This window comes from Methylobacterium sp. FF17, from assembly GCF_025813715.1.
In the GTDB taxonomy this organism is placed as follows: Bacteria; Pseudomonadota; Alphaproteobacteria; order Rhizobiales; family Beijerinckiaceae; genus Methylobacterium; species Methylobacterium flocculans.
Genome location: NZ_CP107532.1, coordinates 4,809,784 through 4,823,898 on the forward strand (window position 1 = coordinate 4,809,784; position 14,115 = coordinate 4,823,898).

Annotated in this window: 18 protein-coding genes; 14 read left to right on the plus strand and 4 right to left on the minus strand. The window is 63.0% G+C overall.

Features of this window, described 5'->3' with window-relative positions; translation table 11 throughout:
* The first annotated feature begins 1 nt into the window (after nucleotide 1).
* The 6 genes from OF380_RS23005 to OF380_RS23030 all read left to right on the plus strand — a co-directional run bounded on the left by OF380_RS23005 (nucleotide 2) and on the right by OF380_RS23030 (nucleotide 3,915).
* Nucleotides 2-202 carry a hypothetical protein gene (locus OF380_RS23005; protein ID WP_264047955.1) on the plus strand — a complete coding sequence of 67 codons (201 nt, stop codon included), beginning with the start codon at nucleotides 2-4 and terminating at the stop codon, nucleotides 200-202.
* The gene (locus OF380_RS23010; RefSeq protein WP_264047957.1) at nucleotides 199-471 is read left to right on the plus strand and encodes a hypothetical protein; all 273 of its coding nucleotides are present in this window, start codon (nucleotides 199-201) and stop codon (nucleotides 469-471) included. The genes OF380_RS23005 and OF380_RS23010 overlap by 4 nt, the downstream gene beginning before the upstream one ends.
* A complete protein-coding gene (locus OF380_RS23015) occupies nucleotides 468-698 on the plus strand; it encodes a hypothetical protein (protein WP_264047959.1) in 231 nt (76 codons plus the stop codon). The genes OF380_RS23010 and OF380_RS23015 overlap by 4 nt, the downstream gene beginning before the upstream one ends.
* Nucleotides 695-2,104, plus strand: coding sequence for a replicative DNA helicase (locus OF380_RS23020; RefSeq protein WP_264047961.1), 1,410 nt, complete (start codon nucleotides 695-697; stop codon nucleotides 2,102-2,104). The genes OF380_RS23015 and OF380_RS23020 overlap by 4 nt, the downstream gene beginning before the upstream one ends.
* Nucleotides 2,104-3,051: a YdaU family protein gene (locus tag OF380_RS23025; protein ID WP_264047962.1), complete on the plus strand. Its 948-nt coding sequence runs from the start codon at nucleotides 2,104-2,106 to the stop codon at nucleotides 3,049-3,051. The genes OF380_RS23020 and OF380_RS23025 overlap by 1 nt, the downstream gene beginning before the upstream one ends.
* Before the next feature lie 396 nt (nucleotides 3,052-3,447).
* The gene (locus OF380_RS23030; RefSeq protein WP_264047964.1) at nucleotides 3,448-3,915 is read left to right on the plus strand and encodes a hypothetical protein; all 468 of its coding nucleotides are present in this window, start codon (nucleotides 3,448-3,450) and stop codon (nucleotides 3,913-3,915) included.
* 52 nt (nucleotides 3,916-3,967) lie between these two features.
* Here OF380_RS23030 and OF380_RS23035 read toward each other — a convergent pair whose 3' ends face one another.
* Both OF380_RS23035 and OF380_RS23040 read right to left on the minus strand, forming a co-directional pair.
* On the minus strand, nucleotides 3,968-4,186 hold the full coding sequence (locus OF380_RS23035; RefSeq protein ID WP_264047965.1) for a hypothetical protein: 219 nt from the start codon (nucleotides 4,184-4,186) through the stop codon (nucleotides 3,968-3,970).
* A gap of 135 nt (nucleotides 4,187-4,321) precedes the next feature.
* Entirely contained in the window at nucleotides 4,322-4,576 is a 255-nt protein-coding gene (locus OF380_RS23040) for a hypothetical protein (RefSeq protein ID WP_264047967.1), read from the minus strand.
* A 776-nt stretch (nucleotides 4,577-5,352) separates the two neighbouring features.
* Between OF380_RS23040 and OF380_RS23045 the strand changes: the two genes are divergently transcribed.
* The 8 genes from OF380_RS23045 (at nucleotide 5,353) to OF380_RS23080 (ending at nucleotide 13,380) form a co-directional block, all read left to right on the plus strand.
* Nucleotides 5,353-5,571, plus strand: a complete 219-nt coding sequence (locus tag OF380_RS23045; RefSeq protein ID WP_264047968.1) for a hypothetical protein — start codon at nucleotides 5,353-5,355, stop codon at nucleotides 5,569-5,571.
* Between the two features lie 12 nt (nucleotides 5,572-5,583).
* Nucleotides 5,584-6,618: a hypothetical protein gene (locus OF380_RS23050; RefSeq protein WP_264047969.1), complete on the plus strand. Its 1,035-nt coding sequence runs from the start codon at nucleotides 5,584-5,586 to the stop codon at nucleotides 6,616-6,618.
* 111 nt (nucleotides 6,619-6,729) lie between these two features.
* Nucleotides 6,730-7,098: a hypothetical protein gene (locus OF380_RS23055; RefSeq protein WP_264047971.1), complete on the plus strand. Its 369-nt coding sequence runs from the start codon at nucleotides 6,730-6,732 to the stop codon at nucleotides 7,096-7,098.
* A gap of 125 nt (nucleotides 7,099-7,223) precedes the next feature.
* Nucleotides 7,224-7,838 carry a hypothetical protein gene (locus OF380_RS23060; protein WP_264047973.1) on the plus strand — a complete coding sequence of 205 codons (615 nt, stop codon included), beginning with the start codon at nucleotides 7,224-7,226 and terminating at the stop codon, nucleotides 7,836-7,838.
* A 26-nt stretch (nucleotides 7,839-7,864) separates the two neighbouring features.
* The gene (locus tag OF380_RS23065) at nucleotides 7,865-8,227 is read left to right on the plus strand and encodes a hypothetical protein (protein WP_264047975.1); all 363 of its coding nucleotides are present in this window, start codon (nucleotides 7,865-7,867) and stop codon (nucleotides 8,225-8,227) included.
* 25 nt (nucleotides 8,228-8,252) lie between these two features.
* Entirely contained in the window at nucleotides 8,253-11,066 is a 2,814-nt protein-coding gene (locus tag OF380_RS23070) for a phage tail length tape measure family protein (RefSeq protein ID WP_264047977.1), read from the plus strand.
* A gap of 399 nt (nucleotides 11,067-11,465) precedes the next feature.
* Nucleotides 11,466-12,482, plus strand: coding sequence for an HD domain-containing protein (locus tag OF380_RS23075; RefSeq protein ID WP_264047979.1), 1,017 nt, complete (start codon nucleotides 11,466-11,468; stop codon nucleotides 12,480-12,482).
* Entirely contained in the window at nucleotides 12,442-13,380 is a 939-nt protein-coding gene (locus OF380_RS23080) for a nucleotidyltransferase domain-containing protein (protein WP_264047982.1), read from the plus strand. The genes OF380_RS23075 and OF380_RS23080 overlap by 41 nt, the downstream gene beginning before the upstream one ends.
* Before the next feature lie 206 nt (nucleotides 13,381-13,586).
* On the opposite strand, the gene OF380_RS23085 is transcribed toward OF380_RS23080, so the two are convergent.
* Nucleotides 13,587-13,805, minus strand: a complete 219-nt coding sequence (locus tag OF380_RS23085) for a hypothetical protein (RefSeq protein WP_264047984.1) — start codon at nucleotides 13,803-13,805, stop codon at nucleotides 13,587-13,589.
* A 20-nt stretch (nucleotides 13,806-13,825) separates the two neighbouring features.
* A complete protein-coding gene (locus OF380_RS23090) occupies nucleotides 13,826-14,113 on the minus strand; it encodes a hypothetical protein (RefSeq protein ID WP_264047985.1) in 288 nt (95 codons plus the stop codon).
* Between the last annotated feature and the right edge of the window lie 2 nt (nucleotides 14,114-14,115).

Genomic DNA, 14,115 nt, shown 5'->3' on the forward strand with positions numbered 1-14,115 from the left:
CATGAAAAAACCCGCGCATCGCGGGGCGACGGCGGGTCTCTCGAATGCGTTCCTGGCAGTTCGCGACGAGAGATCTAGCGCAGATCGTCCTGTCCTCCAAGCCAAGCACATTGCCAATCGCTTCGGCGTTTCAGCGCTTCATGCAGCGGTGATCGCCGAACTGGCCTTCCCGTCCGCCGAGACCTGGCGGGGTCGCCAATGACCCACCCCGATCTCAAGCTTACCAAGCTCCTGGCAGACCTCGACGCTGCCCAGGCAGCGCTGTCCAATCACTTGCTCGGTTCGCCCGTGCGTTCCGCCTGCAGCGACGAAGGCAGCCTCGTGCCCCTGAAAATCGCCGCCGAGGCTTGGGGCATCAGCGAAGACGCTGCCCTGCGTCGGGCTCGCCGCAGCCACGGCGTGAAGCGGTTCGGCCGCTGGTACTTCCCCGAGTCCGTCGTCTACCCCGCAAAAGTAGGGAACGTGGCATGAGCGACCTCCGCACCATCGCCACTGTCCGCAAGAACAACTCGGAGGAGATCCGGGTCAGCGTCGCCATCCATGATGGATATGCCCTCGTCGATATGCGGGTGTTCTCGGCGCCCCGGGCCAGCCGCGGCGAGCCCGTGCCGACCAAGGCCGGCATCTGCGTCGCCCGCTCGAAGCTGCCCGAGCTCATCCTGGCCCTACAGGCTGCCGAGCGCGAGGTGACGCGATGACGGGCTCCGCCATGGCTACCGACCTGGTGCCTCCGAACGCCTTCGACAGCGAGCAGGCGCTGCTCGGCGCCATCATCCACAATAACGATGCCCTGGACCGCGCCAGGGACCACGTGCAGCCCGGCGACTTCTTCGAGCCGCTGCACCGGCACATCTTCGAGGTGATGATCCAGCGTCGGGATGCCGGCGAGGCCATCGACTTCGGGCTGATGAAGGCCGTGCTCGGCAACGCGGATCTCGGCGGGTTCACCGTCGGCGGCTATCTCGCCAAGTTGGTGTCGGAGGCCATCACCGTCAGTGGCGCCGCCAGCTACGCCCGGCTGATCGCCCAGGCCGCTCGCATGCGGCGGGTGCTGGAGACCTCGCAAGCGGCCATCGCAGCCATGACGGCTGGATCGGTGCACAGCCCGACCGAGTACGCCGCCTACATGATTGAGGCGCTGGACGAGGTCGCCAGTGCTGGACTTAGCGAGAGCGCCCGGCGTGTTACGCTCGGCCAGGGTGTCGCCAGCGTGCTCGCCCGGGTGGATCAGACCCGACTCGGCAAGGGCATCCTCGGCGTCCCCTACGGCGTGCCGAAGCTCGACACCTCGACCCTCGGCATGCGGCCCGGCCAGTTCGTCGTGCTCGCCGGCCGGCCCGCGATGGGCAAGACCACGGTGGCCATCCACATCGCCCTCACGGCCGCGCGCCGCAGTGGCGCGGTCGGTCTGATCTCGCTGGAGATGAACGCCGAGGAGTTGGCCGAACGGGTGCTCTCGGCCTTGGCCTACAATCCGCGGGAATGGGACCAGATCACCTACCGGGCCATCGCCGAGGCGCGAGGCCTGTCTGAGGCGGCCATGGCCCGACTGCGTGAGGCGACGGAAGCCTGCGCCGACATCCCCCTTTGGATCGAGCAGCAGCCCGGCCTGACCCTGTCGCAGATCTCGGCCCGGGCCCGGCAGATGAAGCTGAAGGCTGAGCGCCAGGGCATCCTCTTCGCGGCCCTCATCATCGACCACATCGGCCTCATCCGCCCATCCAAGCGCTACTCTGGCAACCGGGTGCAGGAGATGACCGAGATCAGCTCTGGCCTGAAGGGGCTGGCAAAGGAGCTCGGCATCCCGGTGCTCGGCCTCAGTCAGCTCAACCGCGAGGTGGAGAAGCGCCAGGACAAGCGCCCGATCCTCTCCGACCTGCGCGAAAGCGGGTCGATCGAGCAGGACGCCGACGTGGTGCTCGGGCTGTACCGGGACGCCTACTACCTCGAGCACAAGGCAGACCGCACCGACGTCGAGGAGGACCGCCTCGCCCGCTGCCTGAACACCCTGGAGATCGAGATCCTGAAGCAACGCTCCGGGCCGACGATCCGGATCGAGTGCTTCTGCGACGTCGCCTGCAACGTGTTGGCGGAGGCACGCTGATGGTCGGCTTCTACAAGCACGACATCCCGGCCTGGATGGATGGCACGGAAGCGCTCAGCGATGGCGCATACCGCACCTATCACGTCATCGTTCAACTCATCATGCTCAACGAGGGGCCGATCGCCCTGAATGAGCGCGGTATCGCCGGCCGGTGTAACCAGGCCATCAAATCCTTCCGGGTGCATCTGGACGCACTCCTGAAGGCTGGAAAGCTCACTCTGAGCGATGGTCGCCTGTCGAACTCACGCGCTGCGGCCGAGCTTCAGGCGGTCATGAAGAACCGTGAGAACGCAGGGAAAGGCGGTTCATCCCTGAAAAAATCAGCCCAAAACTCGGCTGAGCAGGCTGTGAGCGGTGCATCACGAGCGGATGAACCCTCTATCGACCCTGATAAGCCATTGAAAAACAACGATAGAGGGGGAGCGTCGCTTGATAAGATATCAAGCCTAAAAGAGAAGAGAAGAGAAGACTCCCCTATAGTCCCCAAGGGGACGGATCGGTTCGAGGAGTTCAGGGCAGCCTATCCGCCGAGGAACGTGCGTTTCCAGGCGACCCCTGCCCGAAAGCGATGGCTAGAAGCGCTGAAGCGCGGCGCAGATCCCGAGCAGATCATCGCTGGTGCCAAAGGCTACGCCGCCGAGCAGGGTCGGATCGGCAAAACGGGCACCGAGTTCGTCAAAACGGCCGAGGTCTGGCTGCGAAATCAACTGTGGAACGACTACCAGCCCGAACCGAGCGCTGCCGAAGGGAAGCTGGCCAGTCCGGACAGCTACCTCTCGAGTCTGTCCGACGACGACTGGCGCGGCCACCTCCGCCGCTGGCGCAGCACTGGCGGGCAGTGGACCCTAGCCAATCGCACCAAGCCGCCGGACGATCCAGGGACGAAGGTGCCGGCGCACCTGCTGGCTGAGTTGGGCGACGTGACCCTCCTGGCGAGGGCCAGCTGATGATGAGCCCTGACTTCTCAGGCTTGCGCCACCGGTTCAATTTTCAGCCCAACAGGATCAATGGCTTAGCCAAATTCTTGGAAGCCGCTCTCCTAAGGCCCTGCGAATTTCCGACCCAATCGGATCAATGGGTTAGCGGAAATCTTACCGCTCCCCGTTTTCGGGCATCGGCGATTTGCGCTCCCCAGTCCGGGGGAGCACACCGATTGATCCACCCGGTGCGGGGTTTCAACCGGATCGGGTGGAAACCTCCGGTTCGACAGGTTTCCGCCGAACCTGGCGTAAACCCCCAGGTGAGGCTGCCGGCATCAGAACGCAAAATTGCGTCGTGCAAATCCAAAGAGTTAGCGGGCTTCGGCCTGCCCATGGACCAGCCTTGCAATATAGGGTTCAGCCATGAGTAAGCGCGCTTTGGATCGCGACCGCTTCGCGAAATGTCGAGCGCTGATGGACCGCGGCGCCACTGCAGGCGAGCAGGCCGCTGGGGAAGCTGCAGCCGCCCGAGTCGCAGCCGCAGCCGGTTTAAGCCTGGCTGAGGCCATCAGCCTGGTGGATGCCGCGGACCGACGATTCCATTCTGATGCCGCCTCTCAGGACGAACGTGCCCGTCGCCCACAAGCTCGCCCAACTTATGCCTGGGCCGAACCGAAGCAGAAGCCCCACCCCATCACCGTTGAGGAGTTGCTGAGGCAAAAAGAGGCCGACGCCGCTCAGAAGAAGGCTGCCGCTGCGCGTCAGGCTAAGCGCGCTCCGAAGGGGGACAAGGACTTTGATCGCTGGGCCGAAGAGGCTCGTGAGGCGCAGGCTATGCGGGATCGTGAGTGGGCTGAACGGCGTAAGCAGCGCGAGGAGGCGCAGCCATGACTGCCGCTGAGATCAAGGCTCTGCCCATAGCCAGCGCAGGCAGCCACTCCGATCAGGGTTCGCTTACAGCCTTTTCGGCTTCGACGCTGTCCAGCAGTTCCTCGGCGCTCATCCAGAGCACACCGGACTCGGAGTGGATGGCGTGCGCGATCAGGCCCATGCCGATCTTCGTCTTGGCGGCGTCGAGTGCCTTCTCAGAGCTATCGTGCTCCTCGTGGTTCCAATGTCCCCTCACCTGGTTGGTGCTGTCGCCCCATTCCAAGATCCACATCGCGCCCTCCTCTTCCGAAAGAGAAGCGGCGGGCGCGCCAATCCGGTTCCATGAGTTCCTTGCAACGCCCCTGGCGAAGGCTCGGCAGGACATACCCATTCGAAAGTGGGGCGCTCCAAAGCGCCCCAACTCGGTTTACGAAGCTTTGAGCTCAATCAGCTTCCGACCGATGTTGTACAAGCGCTTGTCGTCTTCATGGGCGCATCGCGTGAAGTTTGCGATTTTGTGGTTGTCTCGCTGGCCCATCTTAAAGGCTTCGATGACGTGCATCATTTCTTTGGCGTCCCCTTTGCTGAATGCTTCCTTCAGCTCAGTGCGACCCTTCACGTCTTCGCCTTGGTTCAGGCTCCAGTCCAAGTCCTCTTTAACTGATTTCCAGTTTGCGGACATGTTTCCCTCCCTTGCCCCATGCGGGACGGACATGAGGATACGCCGCTTTCTACTCCCGTCGAGCCATCGAGTGCTCGGTGAGCAATCGCCAGGCAAATGGCTTATGGCAAAAGCGGGCCTTTTCAGCGCAGCCTCGATCCATCCGGCTTACGGCTAGTCAGCGGCCTACCAAACCTAGCGGATGCTCAGCATCGTTCTCTGCTCTTAGATTTCAGGTGCTGTTGGACCTTACTGATCACCGAGCCGGGGTCGTGCCCCCGGTCCTTTGCGAGCAGCAGCAGGTCGGTCATGAGGTCGACGACATCACATGGCGGAGCAGAGTCTCCCCATCTGCGGGCTGCTCCTTCGGCGTGAAGGTATGCGTCAAGGGCAATTTGAGCGAGTTCGGCTCGCCGATAAAGCTTAGCCATGGGCGTTCTCCTCGACCGCCCGGCCATGATTATTCTAGCCGGTTCGGCCATTTGCTAGTCATCAACTTACCAAACGCTCCAATGTTGTCGACTGCCGTTTATCCCTGGGCATTAGGTAACAAATGATACGCAGCTAGCTGGTCTAAACAGTACGTCGAGTAGCCTGCATAGGAGAGGCCGGGTCGCCCGCTGTCACAGGCAGGGCAGCGGCGCCCGTGGATGTCAGACCCATTGGCGCCGTACTCATGCACGCACAGTGGGGCGGGCCCAAGTCGCTTTCGTATTTGCGAGAGCGCGGAATGTGACCAGGCAAGCGCGGAATGCGACCAGGTGACTGAGCCCTGAGCGACCGGCACCATCTCGGACATGAACTCCGAGATCACCCTTCTCGACCGCATCAACGTGGCCGTCACCAGCGACATCGCTGAGGCGGTTCGTCAGACCGCAGCGGCTCGCGGCCTCACCGTAGCCGACTATGTCCGCGGGTCTGTGCAGGCCCGACTGATGCTCGACGGGGCTCGCTTCAATCGCCTTCCGAACCTTCAGCGCCTCGCCACCCGCACGAGCCGCTTCCGCACGCTCTGATCGGAAACCACCATGCCGAAATCCAAGCCCGTCACCCAGAGCACCATCGAGGACCAGCTCACAGGCCTCATCACCACCCGCACCAGCCTACAGGCCCGTCAGGCTGCCCTGGCTGCCGATGTCGAGAAGGCCGTCACCGTCCGTCGCAAGCTGCTGATCGAGGATGGTGACTCCGCGGCCGTCGCCGAGGCCGAGCGCGCCTGTCGCGAGATCGAGGGCACGGCCTACGGCATCAGCGATGCCCTCGCCGAGATCGAGCGCCGCATCAGCGAGACGGAAGCCCGGATCGAGGCGGCCCGGGTGGACGCCGAGCGGGAGCGTGTTGTCGGCGGCCTGGAGCAGAATGCCAGCGACATCGAGGTGGCTACCGCCAATCTGGCCAAGGCCCTGGCCGCTGTCGCCAAGGCGCACAGCATGCTCGCGATCACCATCAGTGGTGCGGCGGCGGGCCAGTTCGATCCCGCATACGGCACAGCCAGCCCGGTCGACATCGCCAACGCCCTCGTCCTGCAGGGCCTCGTCCATGCCCTGCCTGGCCTGGAGGTCCACGCCGAGATCAATCCCTGGTCGCTCTACAGCATGCGCCAGCCTGTCGAGGGTACGGACCCAGCCGCGACGGCTGCTGCCTTCGGCCAGCGCCTCCGCGAGGTCGCCGATCAGATCCGCAGACAGGAGATCGGCCAGGATCTGCCGGTCCACCACGATGCTCTGCCTGACTTCAGCCCGGCCAACGACGAGGTGCTGATCTTCGTGATCTCTCCCTTCCAGTACATCGGCGCCGACCGCGTTCAGACGATGGTGACCTCCCCGAGCACGCACCTCCCAGTCCCGGTTGCCGAGCGTGCGATCGAGTTGGGCGTCGCCTCGGACCACCAGTCGCGCGAATGGAAGGCCGCCCACCAAGATGCCGGCCTCCACGCGTCCGTCCGTGGAAGCGTCGGCTGGGAAGACTGCGTCGACATTGAGTTCGATCTGGCGGCTTGGCGGCGAGCCGAGACCGAGCGTCAGCGCGGCGCCTGGCTCACCGACCAGCGTCAAGCCGCCTGATCCGAGATCGCCGGGAGTTCTTCTCCTTCGCCCGGCGTAGGCACCCGCGGCAGGCGCGTGGCTCAGGCCATGGCCGCGGGTGCCACCCTTCACCGAGTACGGGATCTGCAGATGCCCATCCGCACCGAAACCGAGTACCGCAGCGCTCTCTCCCGCCTCGACGGCGAGAAGACCATCATGCGCAGCCGATCTTTCACCGATGACGAGCAGCGGGACTTCGATGCCCTGACGGCCGAGATCGCGGCCTACGAGAAGGGTCGCTCCCCCTCGTCCAGCGGTGCGCCATCGACCCTGCTGCCGCCCAGGTCCCCCATGCCCCAGGCGTCGGCATCTCATCCCATCGACCCGAGTGCCAGCATGCGCCGCGAGCTCGAGCGCCAGGGCTTGGCCCAGCAGCAGGCCGGCACCGCCTCCATGTCGACGATGAGCATGCAGCGTGAGCTCAAGCGGGCGGGCCTGACCCCGGCAGACCAAGGTTGAGCCGCCCCTGACCAGACCGTCAGGGACCCTGGGAGGCCAAAACCTATATGGGTGGTCGGGGCCCCCAAACTTCCTAGCGCCAGGGTTCGAAACTCACTTAACACCTCAGGGGCAGCAGATCGGCCGTGACCATCACAACTAAGGCTGCACTTGCCGACGAGCTCGGCGTAACTCGCGCCCGCGTCTCGCAATACGTGAAGGCGGGCCTGCCTGTACGCTCAGACGGTAAACTTGAGCGCGATGAAGCCCTTAACTGGCTTAACCGGAATGTGGTCGGACTTAACAGGGAGCAGGACCGGGGAGTTAACCGGGCCGCTCGCCTCGCGAAGCCGACGAAGGCCAAGCCAAAGTCCCCGCCAGAGCCCGAGCCCTTCGCGCCCGAAGACCTCGTGCGGGCCATCGTCGTGGCGATGATCCACCGGATGGACGCTGTGACCGCCTTCGCAGTGATCGCCGCCGGGGGCAGCGCCGAGACCGCCTACGCCGCCGCCAGCATCGCCCGCTCCGAGATGATGCAGGCCGGCGGCGACGTGGCGATGGCCTGGGGAGTGCCCGATGGGTTCGACGGCCCGCTCGGGCAGGTCGAGGCTACGCCGTTCCCGCCGAACTGGCCTGCCCTTGCCGCGATAGCAGGTGAACCGCCCGACCTTGGTCAGTGGCGCGAGGCGGAAACTCGCCGCCCGTACTGGCAAGACCCAGAGCCAGCCGAACCGCCCCACCCCTGGGACGTCACCCCTTAGCCCCTCACCGCACGAACGGATCACCCATGCTGAAGCTGACCCCGACCCCGACTGAACCGACGTGGCTCGACCTCCTGCCGGGGGTGCGGGTGCGCTTGAAGCCGCCCACGGTCCTGACGATCCTGGCGGCGCGCGATGCCGCCACTGAGGTTTACCGGGCCGATCTCCTGAAAGACGCCGCCGACCGCGACCCCGACGTCATCGTTCACGCGACCATCGCCATGGTGACATCGTACGCGCGCCGGCGGATCGAAGGCTGGGAGGGCGTAGGCGACGATGCGGGCGAAGCCATCCCCGTGACGCCCGAGAACGTGGACGCGGCCATGGACCTGCACCCGTTCTACGAGGCCTTCGACCGCCTCGTGCTCGCCCCGGCCATGGCCGCCTGACCTCAGCCGCGCAGGAGGCGCCACCATGCCCACGAACATAGCCATCCGTCTCGGCGTCGAGGGCGGCGCCAGCCTGAAGCGCGAACTCGAGGAGGCCGGCCGCTCCGGCGAGCAGGCGTTCAAGGGAGTCGGGGCCGCAGCAGAGGCGGCCGCCGCAGCAGCCGACAAGCTGGCGAAGAAGGCCGGCGAGGCAGGAGACGCAGCACGCCGGGTACCGGGTGCGTCCGGCGGCTCTCCGGCGCCCGCGGCACCCTCAACCCCGTACCCAGCGCCGAGCCCGACCACGGCGCGCGAGGTCGAGCGCCTGCGGGTTCAGCTGGACGAGGAGTACCGGCGGACGAAGCAACTCGGGACCGCCGAGGTCCGGATCGGCCGCGGAGTGTCCGGCGGCTACTTCGATGCGGCCGAGGGCGAGCGCCTTCGATCCCTGGCAGCAGCGAAGTACGCGGCGGGCGGCACGAACGACAACGATCCCTCCCGCCGCGGCCTCTCCAGCTACGACAAGCAGTTCGTGCGCTACCAGGGCTTCGACGTTGCCAGCACCCTCGGGTCCGGCGGATCTCTGACCACGGCCGCTTTCCAGCAGGGCCCGCAGCTCCTGCAACAGCTTGCCGACCGGGAAGGCGGTCTTGGCGCCGGCCTGAAGCAGCTCGGGGTCAGCGCCCTTGGTCTCGTCACCCCCATCACGGTGGCAACCACGGCGGTGGGCGGCATGGCCGCGGCGCTGGCCTATGCGGCGATCCAGGCTGGCAAGGACCGGGACGTGCTGGAGAAGGCCACGAAAGGGATCGGGGCGGCCACTGGTGCCACGATCTCGCAGCTGGACGACCTTGCCCGCGCCAACATGGAGGGCGGCAAGATCTCGGGCTCCACGGCCCGCGAGTACGTGGCGGCCTACGCCTCCCTCGGCAGCCTCGCCCTCCCGGTGATCGGCGATCTAACCCGCCTCACAGCGGACTACGCCCGGGTGACGGGCCAGGAGGGTGCGGCGGCGGCAACCGAACTTGGACGGGCGGTCGCTGAGGGCGGTACGGCCCTCGACGGCGTAGCGGCCAAGATCGGCGGCCTCGATGACCGGACCCGGCAGCTCATCCAGACCCAGATCGAACAGGGTGATCGCTCTGGAGCGCAGGCCACGGCGGCCGAGTACCTGAAGAGCACGATCGACGCGAACACCGCCGCGACGACCGGATGGGCCGGCGCCTGGAACGCTGCTACCGCCGCGGCGAACGGCTACTGGGAGGCCGCCAAGCGCATCGCTGGCATCAAGCTCGGCATCGTGCCGGAGGGCGCGGCCGAGGCGGTGGCACGGCTTCAGGCTTCGGTGGATGCCACGAACCGGACGCGTCAGGCGATGGGCATGGACCCGCTGAACGGCGCGAACAGTGAGCAGGCCCGGCAGCTGGCCACCGCGAAGGTCATCGCCGACCAGGACCGCATGATTGCCGAGGGCAAGGCTGCCGAGGAGCGGGCTACCAAGGCATCCACGGCGGCCGGCAACGTCGCTCGGGCAGTCGACCCCAACTTCGCCCGCCTCTCGCAGCTCCGGGAGCAGCAGAACGCCCTGCGCGACGCTCTGGCGGACCCGCTGGCCCGCTCGAAGCTCTCCGACACCTCGCAGGTGGAGGACGCCTACACCGCGACCACCCGCGCCATCACGACGATGACCGATGCCACCGGTAAGGCAATCTCGGCCGAAGAGATGGCCAGGCGCTCCGACCAGCTCCGGATCGATGGCCTGAACGCCAAGACGGCAGCCGAGAAAGCGGCCTTGGCCGAGCGCCAGAAAGCCTTCGACCTCATCGGGAAGATGGTCACCCCGAGCGATGCCCGCGGGCAGATTGACCGGGCATCCTTCCTGGCGCGTGCCGAGACCGATGCGAAGGGCGGCGGCAGCAAGGGTGCGAGCGGCGAGAAGCTGGACGAATACGATCGAGCCACCCGATCCCTGGAAGACCGCATTCGCCGGCAGGCCGAGGAGGCGACGACCTTCGGCCAGGGCGCACAGGAGATTGCCCGGTACCGCGCGGAGCAGGATCTCCTCGCCGCTGCCAAACGGGCCGACCGGGACGTGACGTCCGACCTCACGGCGCAGATCAAGGACTATGCCGATCGGGCCGGCGAGGCTGCGAAGCGCAACGAGGAGCTGCGGGACAGTCTGCGCACCGTGGACAGCGTGCGCAGCGCCGGGTCCGACAGCATCCGCAGTATCGTCACCGACCTGCAGAAGGGCACCAGCGCCACCAACCTCCTGACCAACGCGACCTCCCGGCTCGCAACGGCCTTCGGGAACATGGCCTCCGACCAGATCGCAGAGGCCTTCCTGGGCAAGCGTGGGTCCGCCGGGTGGCTCTCGGACTTCCTGAAGCCGTCGACCACCGGGAGCACTGAGTCCGGTGGCATCGCGGGCTTCCTGGCCTCGGCCAAGAGCTTCTTCGGGTTCGCGGACGGCGGGTACACAGGGGCGGGCATGCGCCTCGAGCCGGCCGGCATCGTCCACCGCGGCGAGTACGTCATCGACCGGACATCGGTGGACCGGATCGGCATCGGCACCCTGGACGCGATGCGCAAGGGTGCCCATGGATATGCCGATGGCGGCTACGTCCGGCCCGCCCCAGTCTCCCGCGCCGCCTTCGGCACCCCGGCATCAGCCGACGCGATGCCGAGCGTCGTCATCAACAACAACGGCGCCCCAGTGCAGGTCCAGTCCGCTCAGATGACTACCGACGGCCAGGGCAACCGGCGCCTGGAAATGACGCTCGGCGACATGGTGGCGACAGGAGCCAAGACCCCTCAGGGCCGGCAGGCAGTTGGTCGCCAGAAAATCGTCTCGACCTGACCGACAACGACCTTGAGGCAGATAGCTAACGCTCCTGCGCCGGTAGAGCGTCCCGGAGCATAGGATCGGCGCGTACGGGCTCGCCTACATGGTCGCGGTCATAGACCGGACGGCGGAGATCGCAACCGACCTAAATCGTCATAACGACGAACGTCAGGCCGTATGATACCGCACTACGCTTGCGCAACCGGAGGCGGCCACATGACTACGCATCGTACGGTCGCCCCAAAGCGGCACGTGTGCCATCTGGGTTCTCTCAGGACCCAGAAAGCACATTCAGTTAGGAAAAACTCGTTGTGCGATCTAGAAGGTTCTAAAGTACGAATGGCGAACTTGAGTCAGAGGGGCGGGCATTCGTTTTACGATTTCGTTGAACCTCTTGATCCGGGGACCGGTATCATGGGCGATGGCCTGTACGCAGAACTGGCAAAAACCTCAGCCTTCCAGCGGCTTAAGCAGGTCAGGTTTCTGGGTGGCATCGACTATATCTTGGTTCCTGCTCCAAATGGGTCGAAGAGCAGGTACACCAGATTTCAGCACAGTCTGGGGGTTGCCCGCTTAGCGCTCCTCTATGCTCGCCAAAGAGAGATAAGCTACCAAGACCGCCGCACCCTGTACGTAGCAGCGATGCTGCATGACATCGGGCACGCGCCACTTTCTCACTCTCTGGAACCAACGTTTCTAAAGCACTTTGGTATCGAACATCATAAAGCGACGAGCGATATTATAGCTGGTCGCGTTGATATTGGAATAGATGTTTATCAAGTCCTGCGGTGGCATGGAATCAACGTCGAGCAAGTAATTGCCCTCATATCGGGTGAGGACAGCAGCTTCGATGGACTGTTTTCTGGCCCGATAAACTTTGACACTATTGAAGGAATTCTGCGTTCGCACTCTTACGCGACGGCGTCAGCAACTGTTTACGGTCCCGAAGCGATTACGCGAGCCGCAATCTATAGGGATGACCCGAAGTCTAGAGAGCTGATTGATACATTTTGGCACTATAAAAATCTTATGTACAAGACAGTCATCAACTCAGAGTCTGGAATTCTGGCCGACTTTATATGTCAGAAGTTCATGGAGATGAACATCAGGCATTTTTCTGAGAAGGACTACTATACGACTGAGGACTCGGCTTTTAGAAAAATGCCTGGCCTCAGAGAGTTGCTCACAAGTAAAAACTTTATGTATATATCTCGTTCATATGCGAACGAACCTATCAACTACCGAGCGCGAAGCTTTTTCATTGATCAAAGCATCCCGTTTAAGTCTGAAATGGATGCGTTGCGGTATCAGCAGTCAAAAGAGCAAAAATCGCTCTTGCCGCATTCCGCAACTCAGGTAGGTATCTTCGGACCAGGCTGGGACCTCCTTAATGAGCACACCTTACGAGCGCAGCAAACTCTTTTCCGATGAGAAGCTTACTGCACTCCGGGAAGGTCTAGGTAATCTCGTTCCAGCCGGCGAGGCTGTGGTTACTTGTGGTTCTTATGCTAGACGTGAAGCATCTGAAAACTCAGATCTTGATTATTTTATCATTACTCAATGTTCAGAGGGCGCGTCAGATCACTCGTGGGGTGATAAGGTCAGAGATGTCATTAGTAGCTTGGTAAAAACTGAGCCGGCTGCTGGAGGAGCCTTTTCCGGCATAATCCATAGAGCTTCTATGACAAAGGATATTGGTGGAGACGGCGACGACAATGCCCACTTCACCCGCAGAATGCTCTTCTTGCTGGAGGGCGCTTATTTAGCGAATGAGGCCGAAATTCGCAGCTTTCGCAGGGAAATACTGGAAAGATATATTGGTGAAAAAATAACTAACCCGCAGATTGCCTTATTTCTTCTGAATGATGTGATCCGCTACTATAGAACTATGGCCGTTGACTATGAGTTCAAAACGGTCGAGGGCACGAAGCCGAAGCCCTGGGGACTCAGGAACATCAAGCTCGTTTTTTCACGTAAACTGCTTTACGCGAGCGGTCTGTTCAGCGTTGCAATGACAGTGGATCGAACAAGAGACAAGAAGATCGAGACGCTGGAAAAGTTATTTGACATGCCGGTAATCGATCGAATGCAGTACATTTGCGGCAAGAGCGCCATGGAAAACGTTCTGGAGCGCTACAATGTGTTTCTTGAAAGGCTTGAAGATCACGATGTTCGCAGTAAATTGACTGCTCTGACTAGAGATGAGCGTAGCGATAAGTTATTTAGAGAAATAAAAAACGAAGGCCACCTGTTTACTCGTGACTTACTTAAGCTTTTCGACAACAGCTTCGATTCAACGCATCCCATCAGAAAAGCTGTCTTATTCTGATTAAACGTAAACTCTCAGAGCGTCAGATAAGCCGTCTATCAGGATGGAAGGGCCACTTTCCTGGTCGATTACATCCAGAACTCAAGAGTAAACAGTGCAGGCGAAGCGATAAATTTGCACCTCCAGTGTAATGCCTACGCGCGTGCACCGATCTGAAATGGGCGAGCAATTAAGCTCGCAATCCCAGATCGACGGAGGACACCTCGTCACATGCTGGTGTCGGGAATGTCCTTGCCCACAGTCTCGGGCGCAAGCGCTTCCTCGCCCTCCCAGGGTAGGCTTTGCCAGGGCGGCTGTCCGCCACGAACCTCGTAGTCCTCCCGCGATAGCGTCAGCTGGCCATGCTCGCCATCCTCCGCTCGGATGTGCGTCGGCTGGGGCTGCTTGGGCAGGCACAGGTAGAGGCCTTTGAACGAGGTCGCCATGTGATCTGCTTTCCGATTGCCTACTGGCTGGACCCTGACGGGGGCAGGCCTTGCTCTGGGGTAGGCACTACGCCGAGACCGCCGGCTGCGTTAGGAGGTGCTGCACCGAGACGCCGCAGCAGCGCTTCATAGGTCTGTGCGGCTGGCGAGTGCGGCTGGAGCTCGTTCGTGCTGTCCAGAAGCTGCTGGACGTCCTGGACGAACAGGCGCTTGGCCTCATCACCGCCAGGGAGCGCTTCGAATAGCCGGCTGATCGCGAGCTCGTACAAACCCATGAGGATTTCGAGCTTCTGGGTGTCTTCCGGCATCG

Coding starts and splice junctions, on each gene's coding strand:
- OF380_RS23005 (WP_264047955.1), top strand. CDS start 2: ATGAAAAAACCCGCGCATCGCGGGGCGACGGCGGGTCTCTCGAATGCG.
- OF380_RS23010 (WP_264047957.1), top strand. CDS start 199: ATGACCCACCCCGATCTCAAGCTTACCAAGCTCCTGGCAGACCTCGAC.
- OF380_RS23015 (WP_264047959.1), top strand. CDS start 468: ATGAGCGACCTCCGCACCATCGCCACTGTCCGCAAGAACAACTCGGAG.
- OF380_RS23020 (WP_264047961.1), top strand. CDS start 695: ATGACGGGCTCCGCCATGGCTACCGACCTGGTGCCTCCGAACGCCTTC.
- OF380_RS23025 (WP_264047962.1), top strand. CDS start 2,104: ATGGTCGGCTTCTACAAGCACGACATCCCGGCCTGGATGGATGGCACG.
- OF380_RS23030 (WP_264047964.1), top strand. CDS start 3,448: ATGAGTAAGCGCGCTTTGGATCGCGACCGCTTCGCGAAATGTCGAGCG.
- OF380_RS23035 (WP_264047965.1), bottom strand. CDS start 4,186: ATGTGGATCTTGGAATGGGGCGACAGCACCAACCAGGTGAGGGGACAT.
- OF380_RS23040 (WP_264047967.1), bottom strand. CDS start 4,576: ATGTCCGCAAACTGGAAATCAGTTAAAGAGGACTTGGACTGGAGCCTG.
- OF380_RS23045 (WP_264047968.1), top strand. CDS start 5,353: ATGAACTCCGAGATCACCCTTCTCGACCGCATCAACGTGGCCGTCACC.
- OF380_RS23050 (WP_264047969.1), top strand. CDS start 5,584: ATGCCGAAATCCAAGCCCGTCACCCAGAGCACCATCGAGGACCAGCTC.
- OF380_RS23055 (WP_264047971.1), top strand. CDS start 6,730: ATGCCCATCCGCACCGAAACCGAGTACCGCAGCGCTCTCTCCCGCCTC.
- OF380_RS23065 (WP_264047975.1), top strand. CDS start 7,865: ATGCTGAAGCTGACCCCGACCCCGACTGAACCGACGTGGCTCGACCTC.
- OF380_RS23070 (WP_264047977.1), top strand. CDS start 8,253: ATGCCCACGAACATAGCCATCCGTCTCGGCGTCGAGGGCGGCGCCAGC.
- OF380_RS23075 (WP_264047979.1), top strand. CDS start 11,466: ATGGGCGATGGCCTGTACGCAGAACTGGCAAAAACCTCAGCCTTCCAG.
- OF380_RS23080 (WP_264047982.1), top strand. CDS start 12,442: ATGAGCACACCTTACGAGCGCAGCAAACTCTTTTCCGATGAGAAGCTT.
- OF380_RS23085 (WP_264047984.1), bottom strand. CDS start 13,805: ATGGCGACCTCGTTCAAAGGCCTCTACCTGTGCCTGCCCAAGCAGCCC.
- OF380_RS23090 (WP_264047985.1), bottom strand. CDS start 14,113: ATGCCGGAAGACACCCAGAAGCTCGAAATCCTCATGGGTTTGTACGAG.